The sequence below is a fragment of the Streptomyces argenteolus genome, from assembly GCF_042902585.1.
GTDB classification, from domain to species: domain Bacteria; phylum Actinomycetota; class Actinomycetes; order Streptomycetales; family Streptomycetaceae; genus Streptomyces; species Streptomyces argenteolus.
The window spans coordinates 48,353-68,392 of sequence record NZ_JBIBEG010000008.1; the positions used below are offsets into that span (position 1 = coordinate 48,353).

Below are 20,040 nucleotides of genomic sequence, written 5' to 3' on the forward strand. Positions count from 1 at the left end.
GCGCCGCGCGGCCGGGCCGGAATCCTGGCGTGAGTCCGGTCACGCGCGGAGCCGGATCTTGGGCGTGAGTCCGGTCACGCGCGGAGCCGGATCTTCGGCGTGAGTCCAGTCACGCGCCGGGCCGGGGTCCTGGCGTGAGTCCGGTCACGCGCTGCGCCGGCGTTCGTGCGGGCGGCGGCTCGCCGCCTGGGGCGGCCCGCCGGCCGCCTCGCAGAACGCCGCAAGACCGATGGTCAGCGCGTGGCGGGCGGCCGGCGGCATCTCGCCCATGGTCGTACGGAGGTACTGCTCGCGCCGCTGCCTGAGGGCGCGCAGGTGCGCCTGGCCGACATCGGTGAGCCGCAGTTCCGTCTCGCGCCGGTCCTCCGCCCGGGGGGTCCTGCGGAGGAACCCGGTGGCCTGGAGCCGGTCGCACAGGCGGCTGACCGAGGGAGCCGCCATCGCGAGGTGGCGGCCCAGGTCGCGCATGTTGATGCCCGGCTCCCGCTCGACGACGTACATCACGCGGGTCTGGACGGGGGAGACCGGTGCCGTGTCGAAGGCGTCCCGGCCGCGTTCCCAGGCGATCGTCAGGAGTTCCAGCAGGTGCCCGGCGTCTAGGGATCCGTCCGGTGCGTCCTGGCCGTCCGGGGCGGGATCCTCGCGCATGTGACACTCCCGAGTGAGCTCTGTGGGCCGTGCCGGCTGGCCGGTGTGAGCAACCGTGTCATCGAAGATATGCCAACGAAAGCGAGACCAGTACAAGTGGACAGACCCAGCGCGGTCGAGCGCCTGTTGCGCGAGGCCGTGCCCCATCGGATCGTCGAGGTGCTGCGCACCCAGATCGAGCAGCGACACCAGGCCCAGGGGGTGGAGTTGCTGCTGTCCGACTACGCGACGTCCCGGCTCCAGCCCGTGGGTGACATGTATCACTCCGGCGGATCCGTGCCGGTCCACGGCAGCGATGCCGGAAGGGCCTTCGGCGCGCAGGCGCCGCACTGCGTCCATGACCCGAAGGCGTCGACCACGACGGTGCACCTGCCGGTCACCGTGCGGGGCGACCGCCTGGGAGTGCTCCGCGTCACTCTTCCCGACAGCGAGGGGGCGGGCCCCGGCAGCGACGCACTGGAGGATCTGGCGGCCTGCGCGCAGGCGCTGGCCCACGAGGTCGTCGTCGCCGAGCGGGACACCGACCTCTTCCTCCAGGCCCGCAGGGCGGAGCGTCTGACCCTGGCCGCGGAGATGCAGTGGCAGCTCCTGCCGGGGCGCTCCTGCGTCCGTGACGAGTACAGCATCGGCGCCCAGCTCCAGCCCGCCTACGCCATCCACGGCGACAGCTTCGACTGGTCCGCGTCGGCCGACGAACTCGTACTGACCGTCAACAACGGCATGGGCGAAGGCATCGACGCCGCACTGCTGACCAATCTGGCCGTCAACGCCCTGCGCAACGCCCGGCGAGCCGGGCTGGAGCTGGCCGACCAGGCGTACCTGGCCGACCAGGCCGTCTTCGGCCAGCACCACGGAAGCCGTCATCTGGCGGCCCTGCTGCTCCGCTTCCATCTCCCCACGGGGAACGTGGAGATCATCGACGCGGGCTCGCCCCGCATCTGGCGGCTGCGCGCGGGAGTGGTCGAAGCCGTCGAACTGGAGGCCCAGATGCCGCTGGGCATGTTCCAGGACACGGTCTACACGGTGCAGGACTTCACGGTGGAACCCGGCGACCGGCTCTTCTTCGTGAGCGACGGGGTGTACGACGCCCTGTCACCCGCGGGCGAGAAATACAGCGTGCGCGCCCTGGCCAGGGCGATCACCGAGACGCGGCTGCTGCCGGCGTCCCAGGTGCCGCGCGCCGTGCTGGAGTCGCTGCTCGGGCACCAGGGCAGCGGTCCGGTCGTGGACGACGCGCTGGTCCTGTGCCTCGACTGGCACGGTCGCCCCGGGGCGGGCTGACAGAAAGGGCCCACCCCTGACGTGAGGGGCCGGGGTGGGCCCGGGCTGTGTGTTTCCCGTGAAGAACCGCGGCAGGACTGATGTGAGAACGCTCTTGGGAGCTCCGCCGTGCAGGGGGGGTGGCTTGCCATCCGCATCGCTTGTGGGCAATGGTTGCCGAAGGGAAAGTAATTTTCGTCCAGTTGGAAGGTGGTGCGACTCGCCCCCGGCGGGTCCCCCCTCATGGCTCCTCCGAAGGAACACATCGCCACGAAAACTCACCAACGGTCCGCGTCCGACGTGTGGGGCTCCGCCCCGTACCCGGTGATCGTCGCCGACAGTGCGGGAGTCGTCGTCGACGTCAACCCGATCGCCGCCGCGCTGCTGGAAGGCGCCGCGCAGGGCATCACGCTGTCACGGGTGGTGCCGTACTGGCTGGCCCGTGCTCACGAGGAGACGGTGGACCCCGCCGGCTCTTCCGGCGGCGCGGCGCACCGGCCCGTGTACCGGGGGGAGATCGGGGCACAGTGCTTCGAGGCCCATCCGACCTCCGGGGTGGACGGGAACGTGGTGTGGTGGCTGGTCGACGACACCGACCGGCGGCTCGCAGAGGAGGCGCTGGCCACGGAACGGGAGCGCACCACCTTCCTGGCCGAGGCGTCGAACGTACTGCTGGCGTCGCTCAACACCGACCGCTGCATGCGTGCCACCGCCCAGCTCGCCTCCCAGCACCTCGCCGACGCCGCGGTGGTCGTCGCTCCGGCGGCCGGCCGCAACCTCCCCATGGCGTACGCCGTCGGGGGCGGTACCGCGGTCCGCGGGACGGTGGCGGCTGATCCGGCACAGGTGCCGGGCCTGAGCGAAGCCCTGCAGGGCTTCCCTCCCGTACCCTCCCGGTGGATCGACCCCGCGTCGCTGCCCGACTGGCTGATCCCGGACGACTTCACCGGCACCGTGGGGTCGGCCGCCGTCACACCCCTGCCAGGGCACGGCGTCCCGGCCGGCGTACTGGTGCTTCTGCGCAGTGCGGACTCGTCCGAGTTCAACGCGAACGAGGAGGTGTTCGCCCGGCTGTTCGCCGCCCGGGCCGGGGCCGCCCTCTCCGCCGCGCGGCTGTACGCGGAGCAGAGCGACATCACCCGGACTCTCATGCGGGACCTGCTGCCTCCGCAACTGCACTGCGTGAACGGTGTCGAGTTCGCCGGCGGCTACCAGCCCGCCGCGGCGCGGGACCGGGTGGGCGGCGACTTCTACGACGTGCACCCGGGCAGCACGCAGGAGGACCCCTCGCTCGCGGTCCTCGGTGACGTCTGCGGCAAGGGCCTGGACGCGGCCGTGCTCACGGGCAAGATCCGTAACACCCTCCAGGCGCTGACGCCGATGGCGGGCGACCACGAGCGCATGCTCCGGCTGCTCAACGGCGCGCTCCTCAACTCGCACCACACCCGCTTCGCGACCCTGGTGCTCGCCTCGGTCCAGCGGGTGGAGAACCGGGTACGGCTGCGGCTCACCTCCGCCGGCCACCCCTCTCCCCTGGTGGTGCGCAACGACGGGCGGGTCGACGAGATCGACACCCGCGGGACCCTGGTCGGGGCGCTGCCCCACATCGAGGCCCGCACGGTGGAGACCCACCTCGATCCCGGCGAGACGTGCCTGCTCTACACCGACGGCGTCACGGAGGCGCGCGGCGGTCCCCTCGGCGACGAACTGTTCGGTGAGGAGAGGCTGAGGCGCGTCCTGTCGGAGTGCGCGGGCATGCCCGGCCAGGCCGTGGTCGAGCGGGTGCAGATGCTCGCCTCCCAGTGGCTGCACGACGGGAGACACGACGACATGGCGCTCGTCGCGATCAGTGCCCCGCCGACCACCCACCTCAGCGCGGTGGACGGGCACACCCGGGGCAGGTACACAGCATGAACACGTACACGCTTGCCGCGCCCCCGCTGCGCGGTCTCCAGGACGCGTTGTGGGCCGCGGTGACCGCGCGGGACGAACGCGGCGCCGCCGACCTGCTCTTCGCCGCCCTCGACGACGGGGTCGACGCGGAGACCGTGCTGCTGGACGTCATCGCCCCCGTACAGGCGCGGGTGGGCGCCGAGTGGGCGGCCAACCGTCTGAGCGTCGCGCAGGAACACGCGGCCAGTGCCATAGCCGAGCGGGTCATCGCCGCGCTCGCCCACCGCCGACCCGTGATGCCGGCCACACCGCTGGGGCGGGTCACGGTGGCCTGCGTGGACCAGGAGTGGCACGTGCTGCCGGCCCGTCTGCTGGCCGAGGTGCTGACGCTGCGCGGGTGGCAGGTCGACTTCCTCGGCGCCCAGGTGCCCACGCCGCACCTCATCGCGCACCTGCACACCTACGGGGCCGACGTCGTGGCGCTCTCCTCCTCCCTCCCCACCCGGCTGCCCGCCGCGCACGCGGCCATCACCGCCTGCCAGGCCGTGGGTGTGCCGGTGCTTGCGGGCGGGGCGGCCTTCGGCCCGGCCGGACGCTACGCGCGCCGGCTGGGCGCGGACGCCTGGGCACCCGACGCGCGTGCCGCGGCGCGCCGCCTCGCGGACGGTGTCGCTATCCCGGCCATGGCGGTCGGCAGGCAGCAGATAGACGACCTGCCGCACCTGGACGACCAGGAGTACACGCTCGTGGTGCGCAGCAGGCCCCAGCTCGTACGCGAGGTGCTGACCCAGCTCGAGAGCCGCTTCCCCGCGTCGGCGGCGTACACGGAGCAGCAGCGTGAGCACACGGCGCAGGACGTCTCCCACATCGTCGAGCACCTCGGCGTGGCCCTCTACATGGACGACGACGACCTCTTCGCCGGATTCCTGACCTGGACCGGGGGCATCCTCGGTGCCCGCGGCGTCCCGGCCGTGTCCCTGCGACCGGTCCTGGACGTCCTGGGGACGGAACTCAAGGACTTCCCCCGATCCACCCGGCTGATCGACCAGGCGCAGGCGGCGCTGGACGCCCTCCTGGCCCCGGCCGGCCGAACCTCCGGAGCCTCGGATGACAGATGTGACCAGTCCGCCCTTCTCCCTGACAGCTGAAGCCGTCCCGGGAGCCGTCCGGCTGCGCCTGGCAGGTGATCTGGACCACGACACGAGCGAGCAGCTGGTGGAGCGCGCTCAGGAATGCCTCGCGGCCGACCCTGGCCTGCGCGAACTGGTCCTGGACTGCGCGCAGCTGAGGCTGTGCGACTCGATGGGCGTCTCGAGCCTTCTGATGATCCACCGCGGCACCACGTCCCGCGGTGTGGTGCTGCACCTCGTGAACCAGCCCGCGTTCCTCCGTCGGATCCTGGACGTCACCGGCATCCAGCAGATATTCGGCGCGCCGGGCGCGGACGGGCTCGGGCAGAGCCAGGCCGACGACGGCCCGCCGCCCGCTCCCTCGGGCTGAAGCGGCGTCACGCGGGCGGAGAGGGCGGCGGGGCGGCGAGGGCCGATTCGAGGGTGGGATACGTACGGATCACCCGGTCGACACCGGCCGTCCTCAGGAGCCGCGTCACGGCCGCGGCCGGGGCGGCGACGCGCAACCGCGTCCGCTGGTGCATCTCGATGAGGAGGCTGAGGAAGGACGAGTCCGCGAACGTGACCGCGGAGGCCTCCAGCACGACCACCTCGTGCCCGGCCACGGCCTGCCACATGGCGATGAAGAGCGGATCGACGCTGTCGGAGTCGATCTCGCCCCGCGCCCGGACGACCCAGCAGCCGTCGATCTCACCTTCGGCCGCCACCACCGGCTGCGCGGCGGGCGTGGAGTTGTCGAGAGGCTCACGGACCATGCGGGAAATTATGCCAACTGCCCAGGCCCGCCCGCACGGAAGCCCTGCTCAGGTGAGGGCGATCAGAGCCACGATGTCCTTGCCGTCGAGGTGGTGCGTGACGGACACCCACTCCGTCAGACGGCGCACCAGCGGCCAGCCGTAGCCGCCGATGGGGGCGACGCCCGGGTCGCGCTCCGTGACGACGGGCGCCTGGGTGCTGGCGTCGGCGACGGTGAGCAGGAGCCCGTCGTCGGTGATCTCCGCGGTGAAGCCGGTGAGCCCGCCGCCGTGCCGGAAGGCGTTGGTCACCAGTTCCGAGGTCACCAGCAGCGCGTCCGCGACGACGACCTCGGCCGGGCCCTTCCCGTCCGGCCCGCCGAACCGTGCCTCCAGGAGCCGGGTGACCACCGCGCGGGCGGCAGCCGCGTTCTGCGGCACGTCGGACCGCGCGCTCCCGTCCGCCGGCTCCCGCGGACCGTCCCCGCCCCGCTGAGGCGTCGCAGGACCCGCGCCGGCCTGACCTAGCGCGCTCCCGTCCGCCAGGGGCATCTGGACAGCCTGGCCGACGGCTTCCGCCGGCCCGTCGGCCGGACTCACGCCGTCCCGCAGTACATCTCGCTCCCCGTTCATGACTCCCTGCGCCTGCCCGACGGGGCCGAAGTCATTCGTCCGCCCTTCTGGCGGCCGACGAACGGCGCGGCCCTGGAGGCGCCGGACGCGGGGGTCAGCATGTGAGCGCCGCGTCCACCGTGTCCGCGAAGCTGAAGGCGCCGAGGGTGCCCGAGACCTCGAAGAGCCGGTGCACTCCCGTACCGAGCGGGCCCGCGAGCACCAGCCGCACTCCCGCCTCGGTGTGCCTGCGCTGGGCGTGCAGCAGCGCGTGCAGCCCCGTGGAGTCGGCGAACTCCAGGCCGGACAGATCGGCCACGGTCAGCCGCCCGCCCGCGCGGGCGGCCTTCTCCAGCGCTTCGACCAGGCCGGAGGGGCCCGACCATCCGTCGAGGCTCCCTCGGACACGGATCACGACGACACCGTCGTCCGTGGTCTCCACGACCACACCCAGTTCATCAGCCGACATGCGTCATATCTTCCTACACGGTGGGGGCGGTGGGGAGCGGACCTGGTGACAGGGCCCAGGAGGGCCGCCACACCGTGCCGGGCAGCGGTGCCAGGCTTGCGAGGTGCTCGACGACCGGCCGCAGCCCCGGGTGCGGATCCGCCCGGGGGAGGAGGAGCGAGAGCGGGTAGGCGAGCGTCGGGTTGACGATCGGGATACGGCGCAGGTCGTGGCCGGCCGGCCAGAGGTAGCGGTCGCGCGAGCCCACGAGGGTGGCCACGTCGGCCGAGTCCGCGAGGATGTCGAGGAGCACCTCGTTGCCGAAGTTGGGGCCCGCCGCGTCCACGCGGAGGCCGAAGGCCGTGACGAGCTGATCGTAGAAGTCCGCCCACTCGCTCAGCGGTGCGATCCCCGGCACCCAGATCCGGTGCCCCCGCAGCCGGGCAGGTGTCAGCCGCCGTGCGGAGGCCAGCGGGTGCTTCGGGCCGACGAGGAGTTCCAGCGGGGAGTCGAACGCGTGGATCATCCGCACGTCCTCCCCCAGCGCCGCCGGGTCGGTCACCGAGCGGAACGAGGCGTCGACCTCGCCCGCCCGGACGGCGGAGGCGGCGGCGCGCGGGTCCTCGACCCGGAGGGTCACCACGTCGAGGTCCGTCTCGGGACGCGACCGCCAGTACGCGTGCAGGACGACGGCCTGTGCGGACCGGAGACCGAGGACGTCGATCCGCAGGGCGCGGGACCCGGGCCTGATCGCGGTGACGGCCCGGTCGGCACCCGTGACGATGCTCCGGGCGTGCGGAAGGAAGGCCTGTCCGTCGAGGGTGAGTTCGACCCCTCTCGGGGTGCGGGCGAACAACCGGGCGTCCAGTTCACGTTCCAGGGCCGCGATCCGCTTCGACACGGCCTGCTGCGTCACGCCCAGCTCGTCGGCCGCGTGTCGCAGCTGGCCGAGTTCGGCCGCGCGGACGAACGAACGCACCGCTTCGGTATCCATCGGGCCAGCTTAGGGGTGCACAACCAGTGGTTGTGCAAGGCCGGGAGCCGGTTGTTTGATCCCGGTGCGGCGCGCCCGGTGTGATGCGGGGGAGGGACACCGGTGCTCGTGAGGGAGTCGCATGCGCGTGTGGTCGGGCCGTGACGTCGGCCTGCTGTGGTCGGCGTACGCGGTCAGTACGTACGGCACGTGGATCGCCTTCGGCGCGTTCCCGCTGATCGCGGTCCAGGTACTGCACGCATCGGCCTTCGCCGTGGCGCTCCTGGAGGCGTCCGGTCCCGCCGTCGCGGCGGCCGTCGCCTTCTCGCTCGGGCCGTGGGTGGAGCACCGGGCCAAGCGGCCCGTGATGGTCGCGACGGACCTGGCCCGGTCCGCCGCGATGGCGAGTGTCCCGGTCGCCCATGTCCTCGGGGTGCTCTCCTATGCCCAACTCCTGGTTGTCTCGATCGTCTCGGGCAGCGCGGGCATCGCCTTCACCGCCGCGTCCGGCGCCTACCTGAAGCACCTCGTCCGGGGCGAGCGCCTCCTCGTGGTGAACGGGAGGTTCGAGGGAACGAGCTGGGTGGCGACGGCAGTGGGACCGCCCCTGGGCGGGGTGCTCATCGGGTTGCTCGGGGCGGTCGTGACCGTCCTGGCGGACGCTCTCAGCTATCTGCTGTCCGCGCTCGCGGTCCTCCGCATCCGTGGAGGCGACGTCGTCGTACCGCGCGACCGGACCGCGGAGCCGCGCGGAGCGGGGCTGCTCGGTGGCTGGCGGTTCATCCTCCGCGACCGGGTGCTGCGGCGTCTGTTCCTCAACTCGGTGCTGGTCGGCGGGCTGATCATGGCCACAGCCCCGCTCCTGGCCGTCCTGCTCCTGGACCGGTACCGCTTCCCGGCCTGGCAGTACGGTCTCGCCTTCGGCCTGCCGGCGCTCGGCGGCTTCGTGGGGGCCCGCCTCTCCCCGCGCCTGGTGCACCGCTACGGCCGGTACCGGGTCATGATCGTCTCGGGCCGGCTGCGCTCGCTCTTCCCGCTCGGCCTCGCGTTCGTCGGCCCCGGCGTCCCCGGCCTCCTCACCGTGATCGTCGTCGAGGGCCTGCTGATCACCTGCATGGGTGTCTTCAACCCGATCCACGCGACGGAACGTCTGCGCAGGACTCCGACGGACCGCACGGCTCGGGTCCTCGCCACGTGGAGCGCCGTCGGCAAGCTCGTGCAGGCCACGCTGATGGTGGGCTGGGGCGTGCTCGCCGCCCTCGTGGGCCCTCTCACCGCGATCACCACGGCCGGCGTGCTGCTGCTCGCGACTCCGCTCCTGCTGCCCAGGCGGTCGGACATGGCCGCTGCCCGGCCGGCGGTGGCTCCCGCAGGCTTCCCGGCCGCGTGACACACGGCGGTCCGGAGGGTTCCGGCTGGCCCGGCACCCCCGGGCGCGGAGGGTTCCCCCGCGTTCACGTCGATGTGCCCCGGCCCGACCGGCGGCCGGCCCCGCGTCACGGCGGCGCGAGCTCGCGCGTGACGGATTCCCGCGTCACGGCCGCACAGGGGCCGCCCGGGACGGAATCCCGCGTCACGGCCGCGCCAGGCGGAGGGGTCTCACCCCCGCGTCACGGCCACACGAGGCAGTACGGCTGGTGCCCCGCCTCGTGCAACCGATGGCTGAAGTCCTGCCATTCGTGGAGCAGCTGGTAGACGTTGAACGCGTCGCGCGGGCCGCCGCGGTCCGGGACCGTGGACCAGATGAAGGCCGCCGCGCCGACCGATTCCTCGCCGACGTCCCGCAGCGGGTCGACCACGGTCATCGGCAGCTTGACCACCGCGTAGTCGGGGTGGAGCACGACCAGCTCCAGCGGGGGGACCTTGTTCAGGGGTATGCCCTGTATGCCGGTGAGGACCATGGCCGCCACCGTCTCGGGCTTGATCTTGCTGAACATGCCGCCCATGCCCAGCTCGTCGCCGCCGAGCTCCTCGGGGCGCATCGAAATGGGCACCCGTGCGGCGGTGGCGCCGTCAGGGGCCCCGAAGTACTTGTAGGTCACCCCCACCCGTCCACTGCTCCTGCTCCCCGAACCGTCGACGCCGCCCGCCCGGGCGTCCCGTGCACGCTCGGCCTCGCGTTCGGCCTTGCGCCGGTGCCGCCCTCGCCGGGCAGGCTCGGGCCCCAGGTCGTCGGTCCCTTCGCCCACTCCGCCACCGCGATGCATATCTCATCCACCCGACTACTTCTTAGGAGACACAGCCCCGCCGCGCAACCCGATCATCGTCAGTGACCTCCCCCACGGGCGTGCGGTGAAACACCAGTCCGCAAGACCGTCGATGCCTCTGACACCATGGCATGTGTGAGCTTTCCCTATGACGCCCCAGTTTCGCAGACGCGAGGAGACTGACGCCCTTTCGTTGTACGAGCCTCATACGGGGAGAGCGCGCTCCCTGCTCACCGGCTCGCCGGAATTCCGGCCAGGCCCCCCGAACCCCGAATCGCAGATCAGGACCAAAGTGGCGTATTCATACGAAGCCCCAGTTTCGCAGACGCTTTTCGACCGTGCGTCCCTCGTGACGCCCGGCGGCGTGAACTCTCCCGTGCGTGCCTTCCGTGCCGTGGGCGGTACGCCCCGGTTCATGGTGTCCGGTACGGGTCCGTACCTCACCGACGCCGACGGCCGTGAGTACGTCGACCTCGTGTGTTCGTGGGGGCCGATGATCCTGGGCCATGCGCACCCCGAGGTCACCGCCGCCGTCCAGGACGCGGTGGCCCGTGGCACCTCCTTCGGTACGCCGGGTGAGGGCGAGGTCGCGCTCGCCGAGGAGATCGTGGCCCGGATCGAGCCCGTCGAGCAGGTGCGGCTGGTGTCGTCCGGCACCGAGGCGACCATGTCGGCGATCCGGCTCGCCCGGGGATTCACCGGGCGCGCCAAGGTCGTGAAGTTCGCCGGGTGCTACCACGGCCACGTCGACGCGCTGCTCGCCGCCGCCGGCTCCGGGGTCGCCACCTTCGGCCTCCCCGACACGCCCGGGGTGACCGGGGCGCAGGCGGGCGACACGATCGTGCTGCCCTACAACGACCTGGAGGCCGTGCGCGCCGCGTTCGCCGCACAGCCGGACGAGATCGCCTGTGTGATCACGGAGGCGTCGCCGGGCAACATGGGCGTCGTGCCCCCGCTGGACGGTTTCAACGCCGGGCTCAAGGAGATCTGCGCGGCCCACGGCGCGCTGTACATCTCCGACGAGGTCATGACCGGCTTCCGCACGTCGAAGGCCGGCTGGTACGGCATCGACGGGGTGCGGCCCGACCTGATGACCTTCGGCAAGGTCATGGGCGGCGGCTTCCCGGCCGCGGCCTTCGGTGGCCGGGCCGACGTGATGGCGCACCTCGCCCCCGCCGGTCCCGTCTACCAGGCGGGCACCCTCTCCGGGAACCCCGTCGCCACCGCCGCCGGTCTCGCCCAGCTCCGGCTGCTCGACGACGCGGCGTACGCGACGGTCGACGCGGTCTCCGCGGAGCTGCGGTCCCTGGTGGGCGAGGCGTTCACCAAGGCGGGTGTCGCGCACACGGTGTCGGCGGCGAGCAACATGTTCTCCGTGTTCTTCACCGACGAGCCCGTCCGCGACTACGAGGACGCCAAGAAGCAGGAAGCTTTCCGCTTCACCGCCTTCTTCCACTCGATGCTGGAGCAGGGCGTGTACCTGCCGCCGTCCGCCTTCGAGTCCTGGTTCGTCTCCACCGCCCACGACCAGCGGGCGCTGGAGCGGATCGCCGCGGCGCTGCCCGCCGCCGCCCGTGCCGCGTCGGAGGCCACCGCATGAGTGAGAACAGCGCGAAGGACATCACCGTCGTCCATCTGATGCGCCACGGCGAGGTGCACAACCCGGACGGCGTGCTCTACGGGCGCCGGGCCGGCTACAGCCTGTCCGAGCTCGGCCGCCGGATGGCCGACCGGGTGGCCGAGCACCTGGAGAAGCGCGACATCACGTACGTCGTCGCCTCGCCGCTGGAGCGTGCCCAGGAGACGGCCGCGCCGATCGCCATGTCGCACGACGTGGAGCTGGCCACCGACGAGCGCCTCATCGAGGCGGCCAACGTCTTCGAGGGCAAGACCTTCGGGGTCGGCGACGGCGCGCTGCGCAAGCCGGAGAACTGGAAGCACCTCACCAACCCCTTCAAGCCGTCCTGGGGCGAGCCGTACATCGAGCAGGTCGTACGGATGATGGGCGCCCTGGACGCGGCGCGTGACGCCGCCCGGGGGCACGAGGCGGTGTGCGTCAGCCACCAGCTGCCGATCTGGATCGTGCGGAGCTTCGTCGAGCGGCGCAGGCTCTGGCACGACCCGCGCAAGCGGCAGTGCACCCTGGCGTCGCTGACGAGCTTCACGTACCAGGGCGACAAGATCGTGTCGGTCGGGTACACCGAGCCCGCTCGGGACCTGGTGCCCGCGCATCTGCTGGCGGGTGCGAAGCCGGTCAAGGGGAAGTCCAAGGCGTTCGGGGCGTAACCCTCGCCCATCGCCTTCCGGGGCTGCGGGGCCGGCCCCCGCAGGCCGTGTCCCGGGGGCCACTCCGGGACACCCCCGTCGGCCGCGCTCCGCGTGCGCACGGGTGCGCCGATCCGAGGGTCGTGTGCAGCATCCGTAAGGGTCTGTTCACGTGACAACTTTTATGATTATCGGCGGAACCGTCGTGTTGTTTTCCTCATCTAAGCCATCGCCAGTTTGTATGGCATTGAGGTAATACGACCGCAGATGGGGACGCTATGCGTGAAATCAACCGGAGGGGTCTGCTCGGAGCCGGACTCGGAGCCGCAGCCGCACTGTCGATGGCCGGCTGCGGCTCCACCGGTTCCCCGGAAGGCGGCGGACCCGAACCCGGGAAGGGACCCGCAGGGGGCAAGGGGACGCACGGGAATGGCGGAGGCCCTCCCGAGAAACACGTCAGGCTGATCGGTGACGGTTCCACGGCCGATACCGGAAAGCAGCCGAATCAGCCCACGGCGCCCGTCCCGCTCGAACCCGGCCAGACGCCGCCGCAGTTCGTGATCTTTTCCTGGGACGGGGCGGGCGAGGTCGGCAACGGCCTCTTCCCGCGCTTTCTCGAACTCGCCCGGGAACACGACGCGGCGATGACCTTCTTCCTCTCCGGCCTGTATGTGCTGCCCGAGTCGAAGAAGTCCCTCTACCGTCCGCCCAACAACCCCCGGGGCGCGTCCGACATCGGCTATCTCACCGACGACCACGTCAAGCAGACCCTGACGTACGTGCGCCAGGCCTGGCTGGACGGGCACGAGATCGGCACGCACTTCAACGGGCATTTCTGCGGCGGTTCCGGATCCGTCGGCAACTGGACGCCCGATCAATGGCGGAGCGAGATCGACCAGGCGGTCTCCTTCGTCACCGAATGGCGGACGAACACCGGCTGGCAGGATCTCGAACCGCTGCCTTTCGACTACCGCAAGGAACTGGTCGGGGGCCGCACCCCCTGTCTGCTCGGCCAGGACAATCTGCTGCCCACCGCGAAGCAGCTGGGCTGGCGCTACGACGCGAGCTCGCCCGGCGGCACCCAGATGTGGCCCGAGAAGCGCGGGGGAGTGTGGGATCTCCCCCTCCAGGGCATTCCGTTCCCCGGGCACAGCTTCGAAGTCCTCTCCATGGACTACAACATCCTCGCCAATCAGTCGAAGAATTCGACCAACGGCATGCCGTCGCGCTATCCGGGGTGGCGCACCCAGGCCACCGGGGCCTATGTCGCGGGATTCGAGCGGGCCTACGAGACGAATCGCGCGCCTTTCTACGTCGGCAACCACTTCGAGGAGTGGAACGGCGGCATCTATATGGACGCCGTGGAAGACGTGCTCAAGCAGATCGCCGGCAAGCCGGATGTGCGCCTCGTCTCCTTCCGGCAGTTCGTCGACTGGCTCGACGTGCAGGATCCCGCGGTCCTCGCGAAGCTGCGGACGCTTCAGGTCGGACAGGCGCCCGAGGGTGGCTGGAACGCCTTCTTTAAACAGGCCTGACAAGGGGCTTTACGGGCACCGAGGGGGGTGCGGAAGATCCCCGGAACTGCCATGCGAAACTTTTCACATGAGCTCTGGCCGTGCACCCCGACGCCGCTCCACCCTGCTCGCCGCCACCGTCGTGGCCGGTGCCCTGACCCTGTCCGCATGCGGTGACGGCACCAAGGCGGGTGGCGGTGGCAACACGAACTTCGTCACCGGCAGTGGCGGGATCTCCACCGTCGCCAAGGGTGAACGCACCGACGCGCCGAAGCTCGCGGGCGCCACTCTGGACGGCACGGCCCTGGACATCGCCGACTACAAGGGCAAGGTCGTCGTCCTGAACTTCTGGGGATCGTGGTGCGGTCCCTGCCGCGCGGAGGCCAAGCACTTCGTGAAGGTCTCCGAGGAGATGAAGGACCAGGGCGTCCAGTTCGTCGGCGTGAACACCCGTGACCCCCAGAAGTCCCTCGCGGTCAGCTTCGAGGAGGACTTCGGCGTCACGTACCCGAGCCTCTACGACCCGACCGGGAAGCAGCTCCTGCGCTTCCCGAAGGGCACGCTGAACCCGAAGGCGATCCCGTCGACCGTGGTCGTCGACCGGGAGGGCAAGCTCGCCGCCCGGTCACTCGCGGCGCTCGACGCCACGAAGCTGCGCGAGATGATCGACCCGCTGGTCGCAGAGAAGTGATCCCCGCACTCCAGCTGGCCGCGGCCACCGGCGGGAACGAGACGGTGGTCAGCGGGGCCCTCGTAGTGGCGCTTCCCATCGCCCTGCTCGGCGGGCTCGTCTCCTTCTTCTCGCCGTGCGTCCTGCCGCTCGTGCCCGGCTACCTCAGCTATGTGACCGGGGTCAGCGGTGCCGACCTCGCCGAACGGCGGCGGGGCAGGACCGTGGCGGGCGCCTCGCTCTTCGTGCTCGGCTTCACCGCCGTGTTCGTGTCGGGCGGCGCACTGTTCGGCTTCTTCGGCCAGACGCTCCAGGAGTACAGCGGGACCCTCTCCAAGGTCCTGGGCGCACTGATGATCCTCATGGGGATCTTCTTCATGGGCCTCCTGCCCTGGATGACGCAGCGCGAGTTCCGCATCCACAAGCGGCCGGTGACCGGGCTGGCGGGAGCGCCGCTCCTCGGCGCCCTGTTCGGGATCGGCTGGACGCCGTGCCTCGGCCCGACGCTCGCCTCCGTCAACGCGCTCGCCTTCGACCAGGCGACCGCCGGGCGCGGGGCGATCCTGTCGGTGGCGTACTGCCTCGGGCTCGGCGTCCCCTTCGTCCTCGCGGCGATCGCCTTCCGCCGGGCGCTCGGCGCGTTCGGCTGGGTCAAGCGCCACTACGCATGGGTCATGCGGATCGGTGGCGGCATGATGATCGTGACCGGAATTCTCCTGCTGACGGGTGCGTGGGACGTGCTCATCCAGGAGATGCAGGTCTGGTCCAACGGCTTCACTGTGGGGATCTGAGTCCATGAGCAACACGAACACCACGGACGAGCGCGACCTCGGCCAGGCCGGGGAACAGCTCTCCACCGCCCCGCGCGAGGAGTCCGCCGCCTCGGTGCCCTCGATGGGGGTCATCGGCTGGGCCCGGTGGTTCTGGCGGCAGCTCACCTCGATGCGGGTCGCGCTGATCCTGCTGTTCCTGCTGTCGCTCGGCGCCATCCCCGGCTCGCTGATCCCGCAGAACAGCGTGGACGAACTGAAGGTGCAGACCTTCAAGGAAACCCACACCACGGTCTCCCCGGTCTACGAGAAGCTGCAGCTGTTCGACGTCTACAGCTCGGTGTGGTTCTCCGCGATCTACATCCTGCTGTTCGTCTCGCTGATCGGGTGCATCGTCCCGCGCACCTGGCAGTTCGTCGGGCAGCTCCGTGGCCGCCCGCCGGGCGCGCCGAGGAAGCTGACCCGGCTGCCCGCGTACACCACATGGCGCACCGACGCCGGGCCCGAGCAGGTCCGCGAGGCCGCGCTCTCCATCCTGCGCAAGCGGCGCTTCCGCTCGCACGTCGAGGGTGACGCGGTGGCCGCGGAGAAGGGCTATCTGCGCGAGACCGGGAATCTGCTGTTCCACATCTCGCTGATCGTCATGCTGGTGGCCTTCGCCTGCGGACAGCTCTTCAAGTCCGAGGGCGGCAAGCTCGTCGTCGAGGGCGACGGCTTCGCCAACACCATCACGCAGTACGACGACTTCAAGTCCGGTTCGCTCTTCGACGACGACGACCTCACCCCCTTCAGCTTCGACCTGCGGGACTTCGTCGGTACGTACGAGCGCAGCGGACCTCAGCGCGGTACGCCCCGCACCTACGAGGCCCGGGTGACGTACGCCGAGGGTGCGGACGGGAAGGCGAAGAAGAAGGTCATCGAGGTCAACAAGCCGCTCGTCGTCGACGGGACGAAGGTCTACCTCAACGCGCACGGCTACGCCCCGGTCCTCTCCGTCAAGGACGGCAGGGGCAAGGAGGTCTACCGGAGCGCGGTGCCGCTGCTGCCCATCGACAACAACGTCACCTCCACCGGTGCCATCAAGGTGATGGACGGCTACAAGGACAAGAACGGCAAGAAGTCGCAGCTGGGCTTCCAGGCGTTCTTCGTGCCGACCTTCGCCGGTGACGGCCAGGGCACGATGTTCTCGCAGTACCCCGGCCTCGACTACCCGGTCCTCGCGCTCAACGGCTACCACGGCAGCCTCGGCGTGGACTCCGGGCTGCCGCAGAACGTCTACCAGCTCGACACGTCCAAGATGAAGGAGTTCAAGGACAGCAACGGGGACCAGCTCAAGAAGCGGCTGCGCCCCGGGGAGACCATGAAGCTGCCCGACGGCGCCGGCTCGATCACCTTCGAGGGCGTCGAGGAGTGGGCCAGCTTCCAGATCTCACGCCAGCCCGCCAGCGGCTGGGCCCTCACCGGTGCCGTCGCCGCCATCGCCGGGCTCGCCGGTTCGCTCTTCATCCAGCGCCGCCGTGTGTGGGTGCGGGCCGTGGAGGGTCCCGACGGGGTCACCGTCGTGGAGATGGCCGGCCTGGGCCGCAGCGAGTCCGCGAAGCTCCCCGAGGAGCTGGCGGGCCTCGCCCTCGCGCTCCACACCGTGGCGCCCACCGCGCCCGATCCCGAACCCGAGTCCGCACAACCCTCCGAAGAACCTGCCGAAGGGGCTGAGAAGTGAATCTCGCCGCCGCAACCAACGAGAACCTGGCGAATGTCAGCAACACGCTGATCTATTCGTCCATGGCCGTCTACACCCTGGCCTTCTTCGCGCACATCGCGGAGTGGGTGTTCGGCAGCCGAAGCAAGGTCGGCCGCACGGCCGCCGCGCTGAAGAAGGACTCGCCCGCCGTCGCTCCCGCCGTCACGGTGAAGGCCGCGCAGCAGGGCGGCACCGCCGTGCTGGACCGCCCCAAGATCATCACGCGCTCGGCCGCCGGGACCCGCGACGTACCGGACGGGCCCGGCGCGGCGGGCGGCACCTTCAAGGGTGACCTGTGGGGGCGGATCGCGGTCTCGCTGACGGTGGTGGCCTTCGCCGTGCAGGCGGGCGGGGTCGTCGCGCGCGCCCTGTCGGTGCAGCGCGCCCCCTGGGGCAACATGTACGAGTTCTCCATCACCTTCTCCACGGTGGCGGTCGGCGCCTACCTGGTCCTCCTGGCGCTGCGGAAGAACGTCCGCTGGATCGGCCTGATGCTGGTCACCACGGTGCTGCTGGACCTCGGCATCGCGACCACCACGCTCTACACCGACAGCGACCAGCTGGTCCCGGCCCTGCACTCCTACTGGCTGTGGATCCACGTCTCGACGGCCATCATCTGTGGCGCGGTGTTCTACCTCGGGGCCGTCGGCACGCTGCTGTACCTCTTCCGCGACAGCTACGAGAACAAGATCGCGAACGGCGGGACCCCCGGCAGGTTCGCCACCTCGGTCCTGGAGCGGCTGCCCGCGGCGAAGTCGCTGGACACCTTCTCCTACCGCATCAACGCGGCCGTCTTCCCGCTGTGGACGTTCACGATCATCGCGGGCGCGATCTGGGCGGGCGACGCCTGGGGCCGCTACTGGGGCTGGGACCCCAAGGAGGTCTGGTCCTTCATCACGTGGGTCGCGTACGCCTGTTACCTGCACGCCCGCGCGACGGCCGGCTGGAAGGGGCGCAAGGCGGCCTACCTGGCGCTGATCGCCTTCGGCTGCTGGCTCTTCAACTACTACGGCGTGAACATCTTCGTCACCGGCAAGCACTCCTACGCCGGGGTCTGACCGGCACAGCCGCGAGGGCGCGACCGCTTCGGTGCGGTCGCGCCCTCGTGGCATGGGGGCCGTCAGCCGAGCGGGGTGTCCAGGACCGCCTTGCGGTGACTGAAGGTGTCCAGGGAGTACCGGCCGTGGTAACTGCCCATGCCGCTCTCGCCGACCCCGCCGAACGGCAGGTCCGACACGGTCAGATGGGCCAGCGGGAGGCCCATGCCGACGCCGCCGGACGAGGTCTCGGTCAGCAGCCGTTCCCGGACGGCCGGGTCCTCGGTGAACGCGTACAGCGCGAGCGGCTTGTCCCGCTCGTTGACGAAGGCGATCGCCTCGTCGAGGCCGTCGACGGTGAGGACCGGCAGGACCGGGCCGAAGATCTCCTCACGCATCACGGGCGCGTCCGGCGTCACGTCGGCCAGCACGGTCGGCGCGATGTACTTCGTGCCGCGGTCGTGGGCGCCGCCGGTCACCGTACGGCCGGAGCCGAGGAGGGCGACGAGCCGGTCGAAGTGCCGCTCGTTCACGATCCGCCCGTACTCCGGGTGGGCCGACGCGTCCGCGCCGAACAGGGCCTCGACCGCCTCCGCGAGCGCCCCCTCCAGCGCGGGAGCGGTCTCCGGGTCGGTCAGGACGTAGTCCGGGGCCACGCAGGTCTGGCCGGCATTGAGGAACTTGCCCGCGGCCAGCCGGGCGGCCACGGTCTTCAGATCGGTGCCCCGGTCGACGAAGACGGGCGACTTGCCGCCCAGTTCCAGGGTGACCGGGGTGAGGTGGCGGGCCGCCGCGGCCATCACGATCCGGCCGACCGTGCCGTTGCCCGTGTAGAAGATGTGGTCGAAGCGCTCGGCCAGCAGCGCGGTGGTCTCCGGAACTCCGCCCTCCACCACCGTGACCGTGTCGCGGTCCAGATACTCCGGCAGCAGTCTCGCTATGACGGCCGAGGTGGCGGGCGCCAGCTCGCTGGGCTTCGCCACCACGGTGTTGCCGGCGGCGAGCGCGCCCGCGACGGGGGCGAGGAGCAGCTGCACCGGGTAGTTCCAGGGCGCGATGACGAGGACGACCCCGAGGGGGTCCCGCACGGTGCTCGCGGTGGCGCCGGCGAGCACCGCCGGTACCGGGGCGGGCTCCGGGCGCAGCCACTGCGCCAGGTGCTGAAGGGTGTGGTCGATCTCGCGGACCGTGAAGTCGATCTCGGTCCGGTAGGCCTCCTTGCGGCTCTTGCCGAGGTCGGCGTGGAGCGCCTCGGCCAGCTCGTCGCCGCGCTCGGTCAGGAGCGCGCGCAGCCGGGACAGCCGGTCCTCACGCCAGGCGAGGTCCCGGGTGTGCCCGGTGCGGAAGGCGGCGCGGAGCCGGGTGACGACGTCGGCGGGGGATTCGGCGGTGCGGGTCGCGGCGGGGCTCACAGGGCCGCCACGATCTCGCGCGCCAGCTGCTCGGAGGAGGCCGGGTTCTGGCCGGTGTGCAGATTGCGGTCGTGCACGGTGTGGACCGCCCACGGGTCCGCGGCGGAGTACTGGGCCCCGAGCTCGACGAGCCGGTTCTCCAGCAGCCAGGGGGCCTTGGCGGCGAACCCGGCCTGGGTCTCCTCGGCGTTGCTGAAGCCGGTCAGGCGGTACCCGGCGAACGGCCAGCTGCCGTCCTCGCGCCGGGCGGGCAGCAGCGCGGCGGGGGCGTGGCACAGGACGGCCACGTGCGTGCCGTGGTCGAGGGCCGCGGTGAGCAGCCGCCCGGACGCCGCGTTGACGGCCAGGTCCTCCATGGGGCCGTGGCCGCCGGGGTAGAAGACGACGTCGTACGAGGTGGGGACGACGTCCTCGAGCCGGGCGGGGATGCGGAGGGTCTCATCGATGGAAGCGAGGTAGGAGGCCACGGCGTCGGCCTGCTCCTGGCCCCCGTTGGCGTCGGCGGCCAGGCTGGCCTCGTCCACGGTGGGGGCGACGCCGCCCGGGGTGGCGACGGTGATGTCGTAACCGGCCTGGGTGAAGACGCGGTGCGGAGCGGCGAGCTCCTCCGCCCAGAAGCCGGTGGGGTGGGTGGTGCCGTCGTTCAGGGTCCAGTGGTCGGCACCGGTGAGGACGAAGAGTACGGAGGGCATGGGGGGTGCTCCCTACGAGACGAGAGGCGCGTGG

The 20,040-nt window shown here is 71.2% G+C and carries 20 protein-coding genes; 12 read left to right on the forward strand and 8 right to left on the reverse strand.

What is annotated here, in order from left to right:
- Nucleotides 1-144: 144 nt before the first annotated feature.
- A complete protein-coding gene (locus ACFY8O_RS25710; protein WP_387906198.1) occupies nt 145-648 on the reverse strand; it encodes a MarR family winged helix-turn-helix transcriptional regulator in 504 nt (167 codons plus the stop codon).
- A gap of 96 nt (nt 649-744) precedes the next feature.
- Between ACFY8O_RS25710 and ACFY8O_RS25715 the strand changes: the two genes are divergently transcribed.
- The 4 genes from ACFY8O_RS25715 (at nt 745) to ACFY8O_RS25730 (ending at nt 5,301) form a co-directional block, all read left to right on the forward strand.
- The gene (locus ACFY8O_RS25715) at nt 745-1,929 is read left to right on the forward strand and encodes a PP2C family protein-serine/threonine phosphatase (protein WP_387906200.1); all 1,185 of its coding nucleotides are present in this window, start codon (nt 745-747) and stop codon (nt 1,927-1,929) included.
- Nucleotides 1,930-2,151: 222 nt separating this feature from the next.
- Nucleotides 2,152-3,822 (forward strand): SpoIIE family protein phosphatase, encoded by a 1,671-nt coding sequence (locus ACFY8O_RS25720; RefSeq protein WP_387906203.1) that lies wholly within the window; start codon nt 2,152-2,154, stop codon nt 3,820-3,822.
- Nucleotides 3,819-4,949 carry a cobalamin B12-binding domain-containing protein gene (locus tag ACFY8O_RS25725; RefSeq protein ID WP_387906205.1) on the forward strand — a complete coding sequence of 377 codons (1,131 nt, stop codon included), beginning with the start codon at nt 3,819-3,821 and terminating at the stop codon, nt 4,947-4,949. The genes ACFY8O_RS25720 and ACFY8O_RS25725 overlap by 4 nt, the downstream gene beginning before the upstream one ends.
- Nucleotides 4,909-5,301 (forward strand): STAS domain-containing protein, encoded by a 393-nt coding sequence (locus ACFY8O_RS25730; RefSeq protein ID WP_387906208.1) that lies wholly within the window; start codon nt 4,909-4,911, stop codon nt 5,299-5,301. Before ACFY8O_RS25725 ends, ACFY8O_RS25730 begins: the two co-directional genes overlap by 41 nt.
- Nucleotides 5,302-5,308: 7 nt before the next feature.
- On the opposite strand, the gene ACFY8O_RS25735 is transcribed toward ACFY8O_RS25730, so the two are convergent.
- The 4 genes from ACFY8O_RS25735 to ACFY8O_RS25750 all read right to left on the reverse strand — a co-directional run bounded on the left by ACFY8O_RS25735 (nt 5,309) and on the right by ACFY8O_RS25750 (nt 7,719).
- Nucleotides 5,309-5,686, reverse strand: coding sequence for an STAS domain-containing protein (locus ACFY8O_RS25735; RefSeq protein WP_387906210.1), 378 nt, complete (start codon nt 5,684-5,686; stop codon nt 5,309-5,311).
- A 48-nt stretch (nt 5,687-5,734) separates the two neighbouring features.
- Nucleotides 5,735-6,298 carry an ATP-binding protein gene (locus tag ACFY8O_RS25740; RefSeq protein WP_387906213.1) on the reverse strand — a complete coding sequence of 188 codons (564 nt, stop codon included), beginning with the start codon at nt 6,296-6,298 and terminating at the stop codon, nt 5,735-5,737.
- Nucleotides 6,299-6,392: 94 nt separating this feature from the next.
- Entirely contained in the window at nt 6,393-6,746 is a 354-nt protein-coding gene (locus ACFY8O_RS25745; RefSeq protein WP_387906216.1) for an STAS domain-containing protein, read from the reverse strand.
- 13 nt (nt 6,747-6,759) lie between these two features.
- Nucleotides 6,760-7,719 (reverse strand): LysR family transcriptional regulator, encoded by a 960-nt coding sequence (locus ACFY8O_RS25750; protein WP_387906219.1) that lies wholly within the window; start codon nt 7,717-7,719, stop codon nt 6,760-6,762.
- A 121-nt stretch (nt 7,720-7,840) separates the two neighbouring features.
- Here ACFY8O_RS25750 and ACFY8O_RS25755 point away from each other — a divergent pair, with 121 nt between their 5' ends.
- Nucleotides 7,841-9,088, forward strand: a complete 1,248-nt coding sequence (locus tag ACFY8O_RS25755) for an MFS transporter (RefSeq protein WP_387906222.1) — start codon at nt 7,841-7,843, stop codon at nt 9,086-9,088.
- A gap of 220 nt (nt 9,089-9,308) precedes the next feature.
- Here the strand turns inward: ACFY8O_RS25755 and ACFY8O_RS25760 are convergent, their stop codons facing one another.
- The gene (locus ACFY8O_RS25760; protein WP_387906224.1) at nt 9,309-9,905 is read right to left on the reverse strand and encodes a hypothetical protein; all 597 of its coding nucleotides are present in this window, start codon (nt 9,903-9,905) and stop codon (nt 9,309-9,311) included.
- A 292-nt stretch (nt 9,906-10,197) separates the two neighbouring features.
- On the opposite strand from ACFY8O_RS25760, the gene hemL reads away from it, so the two are divergent.
- From hemL to ccsB, 7 genes are all read left to right on the forward strand, one after another.
- A complete protein-coding gene (gene hemL / locus ACFY8O_RS25765) occupies nt 10,198-11,505 on the forward strand; it encodes a glutamate-1-semialdehyde 2,1-aminomutase (RefSeq protein WP_387906227.1) in 1,308 nt (435 codons plus the stop codon).
- Nucleotides 11,502-12,191, forward strand: a complete 690-nt coding sequence (locus ACFY8O_RS25770) for a histidine phosphatase family protein (RefSeq protein ID WP_145809293.1) — start codon at nt 11,502-11,504, stop codon at nt 12,189-12,191. Before hemL ends, ACFY8O_RS25770 begins: the two co-directional genes overlap by 4 nt.
- 257 nt (nt 12,192-12,448) lie before the next feature.
- A complete protein-coding gene (locus tag ACFY8O_RS25775) occupies nt 12,449-13,705 on the forward strand; it encodes a hypothetical protein (protein WP_145809291.1) in 1,257 nt (418 codons plus the stop codon).
- A gap of 67 nt (nt 13,706-13,772) precedes the next feature.
- Nucleotides 13,773-14,375 (forward strand): TlpA family protein disulfide reductase, encoded by a 603-nt coding sequence (locus tag ACFY8O_RS25780; RefSeq protein ID WP_387906230.1) that lies wholly within the window; start codon nt 13,773-13,775, stop codon nt 14,373-14,375.
- Nucleotides 14,375-15,145 (forward strand): cytochrome c biogenesis CcdA family protein, encoded by a 771-nt coding sequence (locus tag ACFY8O_RS25785; RefSeq protein ID WP_387906668.1) that lies wholly within the window; start codon nt 14,375-14,377, stop codon nt 15,143-15,145. The genes ACFY8O_RS25780 and ACFY8O_RS25785 overlap by 1 nt, the downstream gene beginning before the upstream one ends.
- Nucleotides 15,146-15,149: 4 nt before the next feature.
- Complete coding sequence (gene resB, locus ACFY8O_RS25790; RefSeq protein WP_387906232.1) at nt 15,150-16,844, forward strand: cytochrome c biogenesis protein ResB; 1,695 nt, start codon at nt 15,150-15,152, stop codon at nt 16,842-16,844.
- Nucleotides 16,841-17,923 (forward strand): c-type cytochrome biogenesis protein CcsB, encoded by a 1,083-nt coding sequence (gene ccsB / locus ACFY8O_RS25795; RefSeq protein ID WP_145809288.1) that lies wholly within the window; start codon nt 16,841-16,843, stop codon nt 17,921-17,923. Before resB ends, ccsB begins: the two co-directional genes overlap by 4 nt.
- A 62-nt stretch (nt 17,924-17,985) precedes the next feature.
- Here ccsB and ACFY8O_RS25800 read toward each other — a convergent pair whose 3' ends face one another.
- Together ACFY8O_RS25800 and ACFY8O_RS25805 are read right to left on the reverse strand one after the other, a co-directional pair.
- Entirely contained in the window at nt 17,986-19,314 is a 1,329-nt protein-coding gene (locus ACFY8O_RS25800) for an aldehyde dehydrogenase family protein (protein WP_387906235.1), read from the reverse strand.
- On the reverse strand, nt 19,311-20,006 hold the full coding sequence (locus tag ACFY8O_RS25805) for a type 1 glutamine amidotransferase domain-containing protein (RefSeq protein ID WP_145809286.1): 696 nt from the start codon (nt 20,004-20,006) through the stop codon (nt 19,311-19,313). Before ACFY8O_RS25805 ends, ACFY8O_RS25800 begins: the two co-directional genes overlap by 4 nt.
- Nucleotides 20,007-20,040: the final 34 nt, after the last annotated feature.

Excerpts from the sequence above, each read along its gene's own strand:
- ACFY8O_RS25710 (WP_387906198.1), bottom strand. The coding sequence starts at position 648 with ATGCGCGAGGATCCCGCCCCGGACGGCCAGGACGCACCGGACGGATCC.
- ACFY8O_RS25720 (WP_387906203.1), top strand. The coding sequence starts at position 2,152 with ATGGCTCCTCCGAAGGAACACATCGCCACGAAAACTCACCAACGGTCC.
- ACFY8O_RS25725 (WP_387906205.1), top strand. The coding sequence starts at position 3,819 with ATGAACACGTACACGCTTGCCGCGCCCCCGCTGCGCGGTCTCCAGGAC.
- ACFY8O_RS25730 (WP_387906208.1), top strand. The coding sequence starts at position 4,909 with ATGACAGATGTGACCAGTCCGCCCTTCTCCCTGACAGCTGAAGCCGTC.
- ACFY8O_RS25735 (WP_387906210.1), bottom strand. The coding sequence starts at position 5,686 with ATGGTCCGTGAGCCTCTCGACAACTCCACGCCCGCCGCGCAGCCGGTG.
- ACFY8O_RS25740 (WP_387906213.1), bottom strand. The coding sequence starts at position 6,298 with ATGAACGGGGAGCGAGATGTACTGCGGGACGGCGTGAGTCCGGCCGAC.
- ACFY8O_RS25745 (WP_387906216.1), bottom strand. The coding sequence starts at position 6,746 with ATGTCGGCTGATGAACTGGGTGTGGTCGTGGAGACCACGGACGACGGT.
- ACFY8O_RS25750 (WP_387906219.1), bottom strand. The coding sequence starts at position 7,719 with ATGGATACCGAAGCGGTGCGTTCGTTCGTCCGCGCGGCCGAACTCGGC.
- ACFY8O_RS25755 (WP_387906222.1), top strand. The coding sequence starts at position 7,841 with ATGCGCGTGTGGTCGGGCCGTGACGTCGGCCTGCTGTGGTCGGCGTAC.
- ACFY8O_RS25760 (WP_387906224.1), bottom strand. The coding sequence starts at position 9,905 with ATGCATCGCGGTGGCGGAGTGGGCGAAGGGACCGACGACCTGGGGCCC.
- ACFY8O_RS25770 (WP_145809293.1), top strand. The coding sequence starts at position 11,502 with ATGAGTGAGAACAGCGCGAAGGACATCACCGTCGTCCATCTGATGCGC.
- ACFY8O_RS25775 (WP_145809291.1), top strand. The coding sequence starts at position 12,449 with ATGCGTGAAATCAACCGGAGGGGTCTGCTCGGAGCCGGACTCGGAGCC.
- ACFY8O_RS25780 (WP_387906230.1), top strand. The coding sequence starts at position 13,773 with ATGAGCTCTGGCCGTGCACCCCGACGCCGCTCCACCCTGCTCGCCGCC.
- resB (WP_387906232.1), top strand. The coding sequence starts at position 15,150 with ATGAGCAACACGAACACCACGGACGAGCGCGACCTCGGCCAGGCCGGG.
- ACFY8O_RS25805 (WP_145809286.1), bottom strand. The coding sequence starts at position 20,006 with ATGCCCTCCGTACTCTTCGTCCTCACCGGTGCCGACCACTGGACCCTG.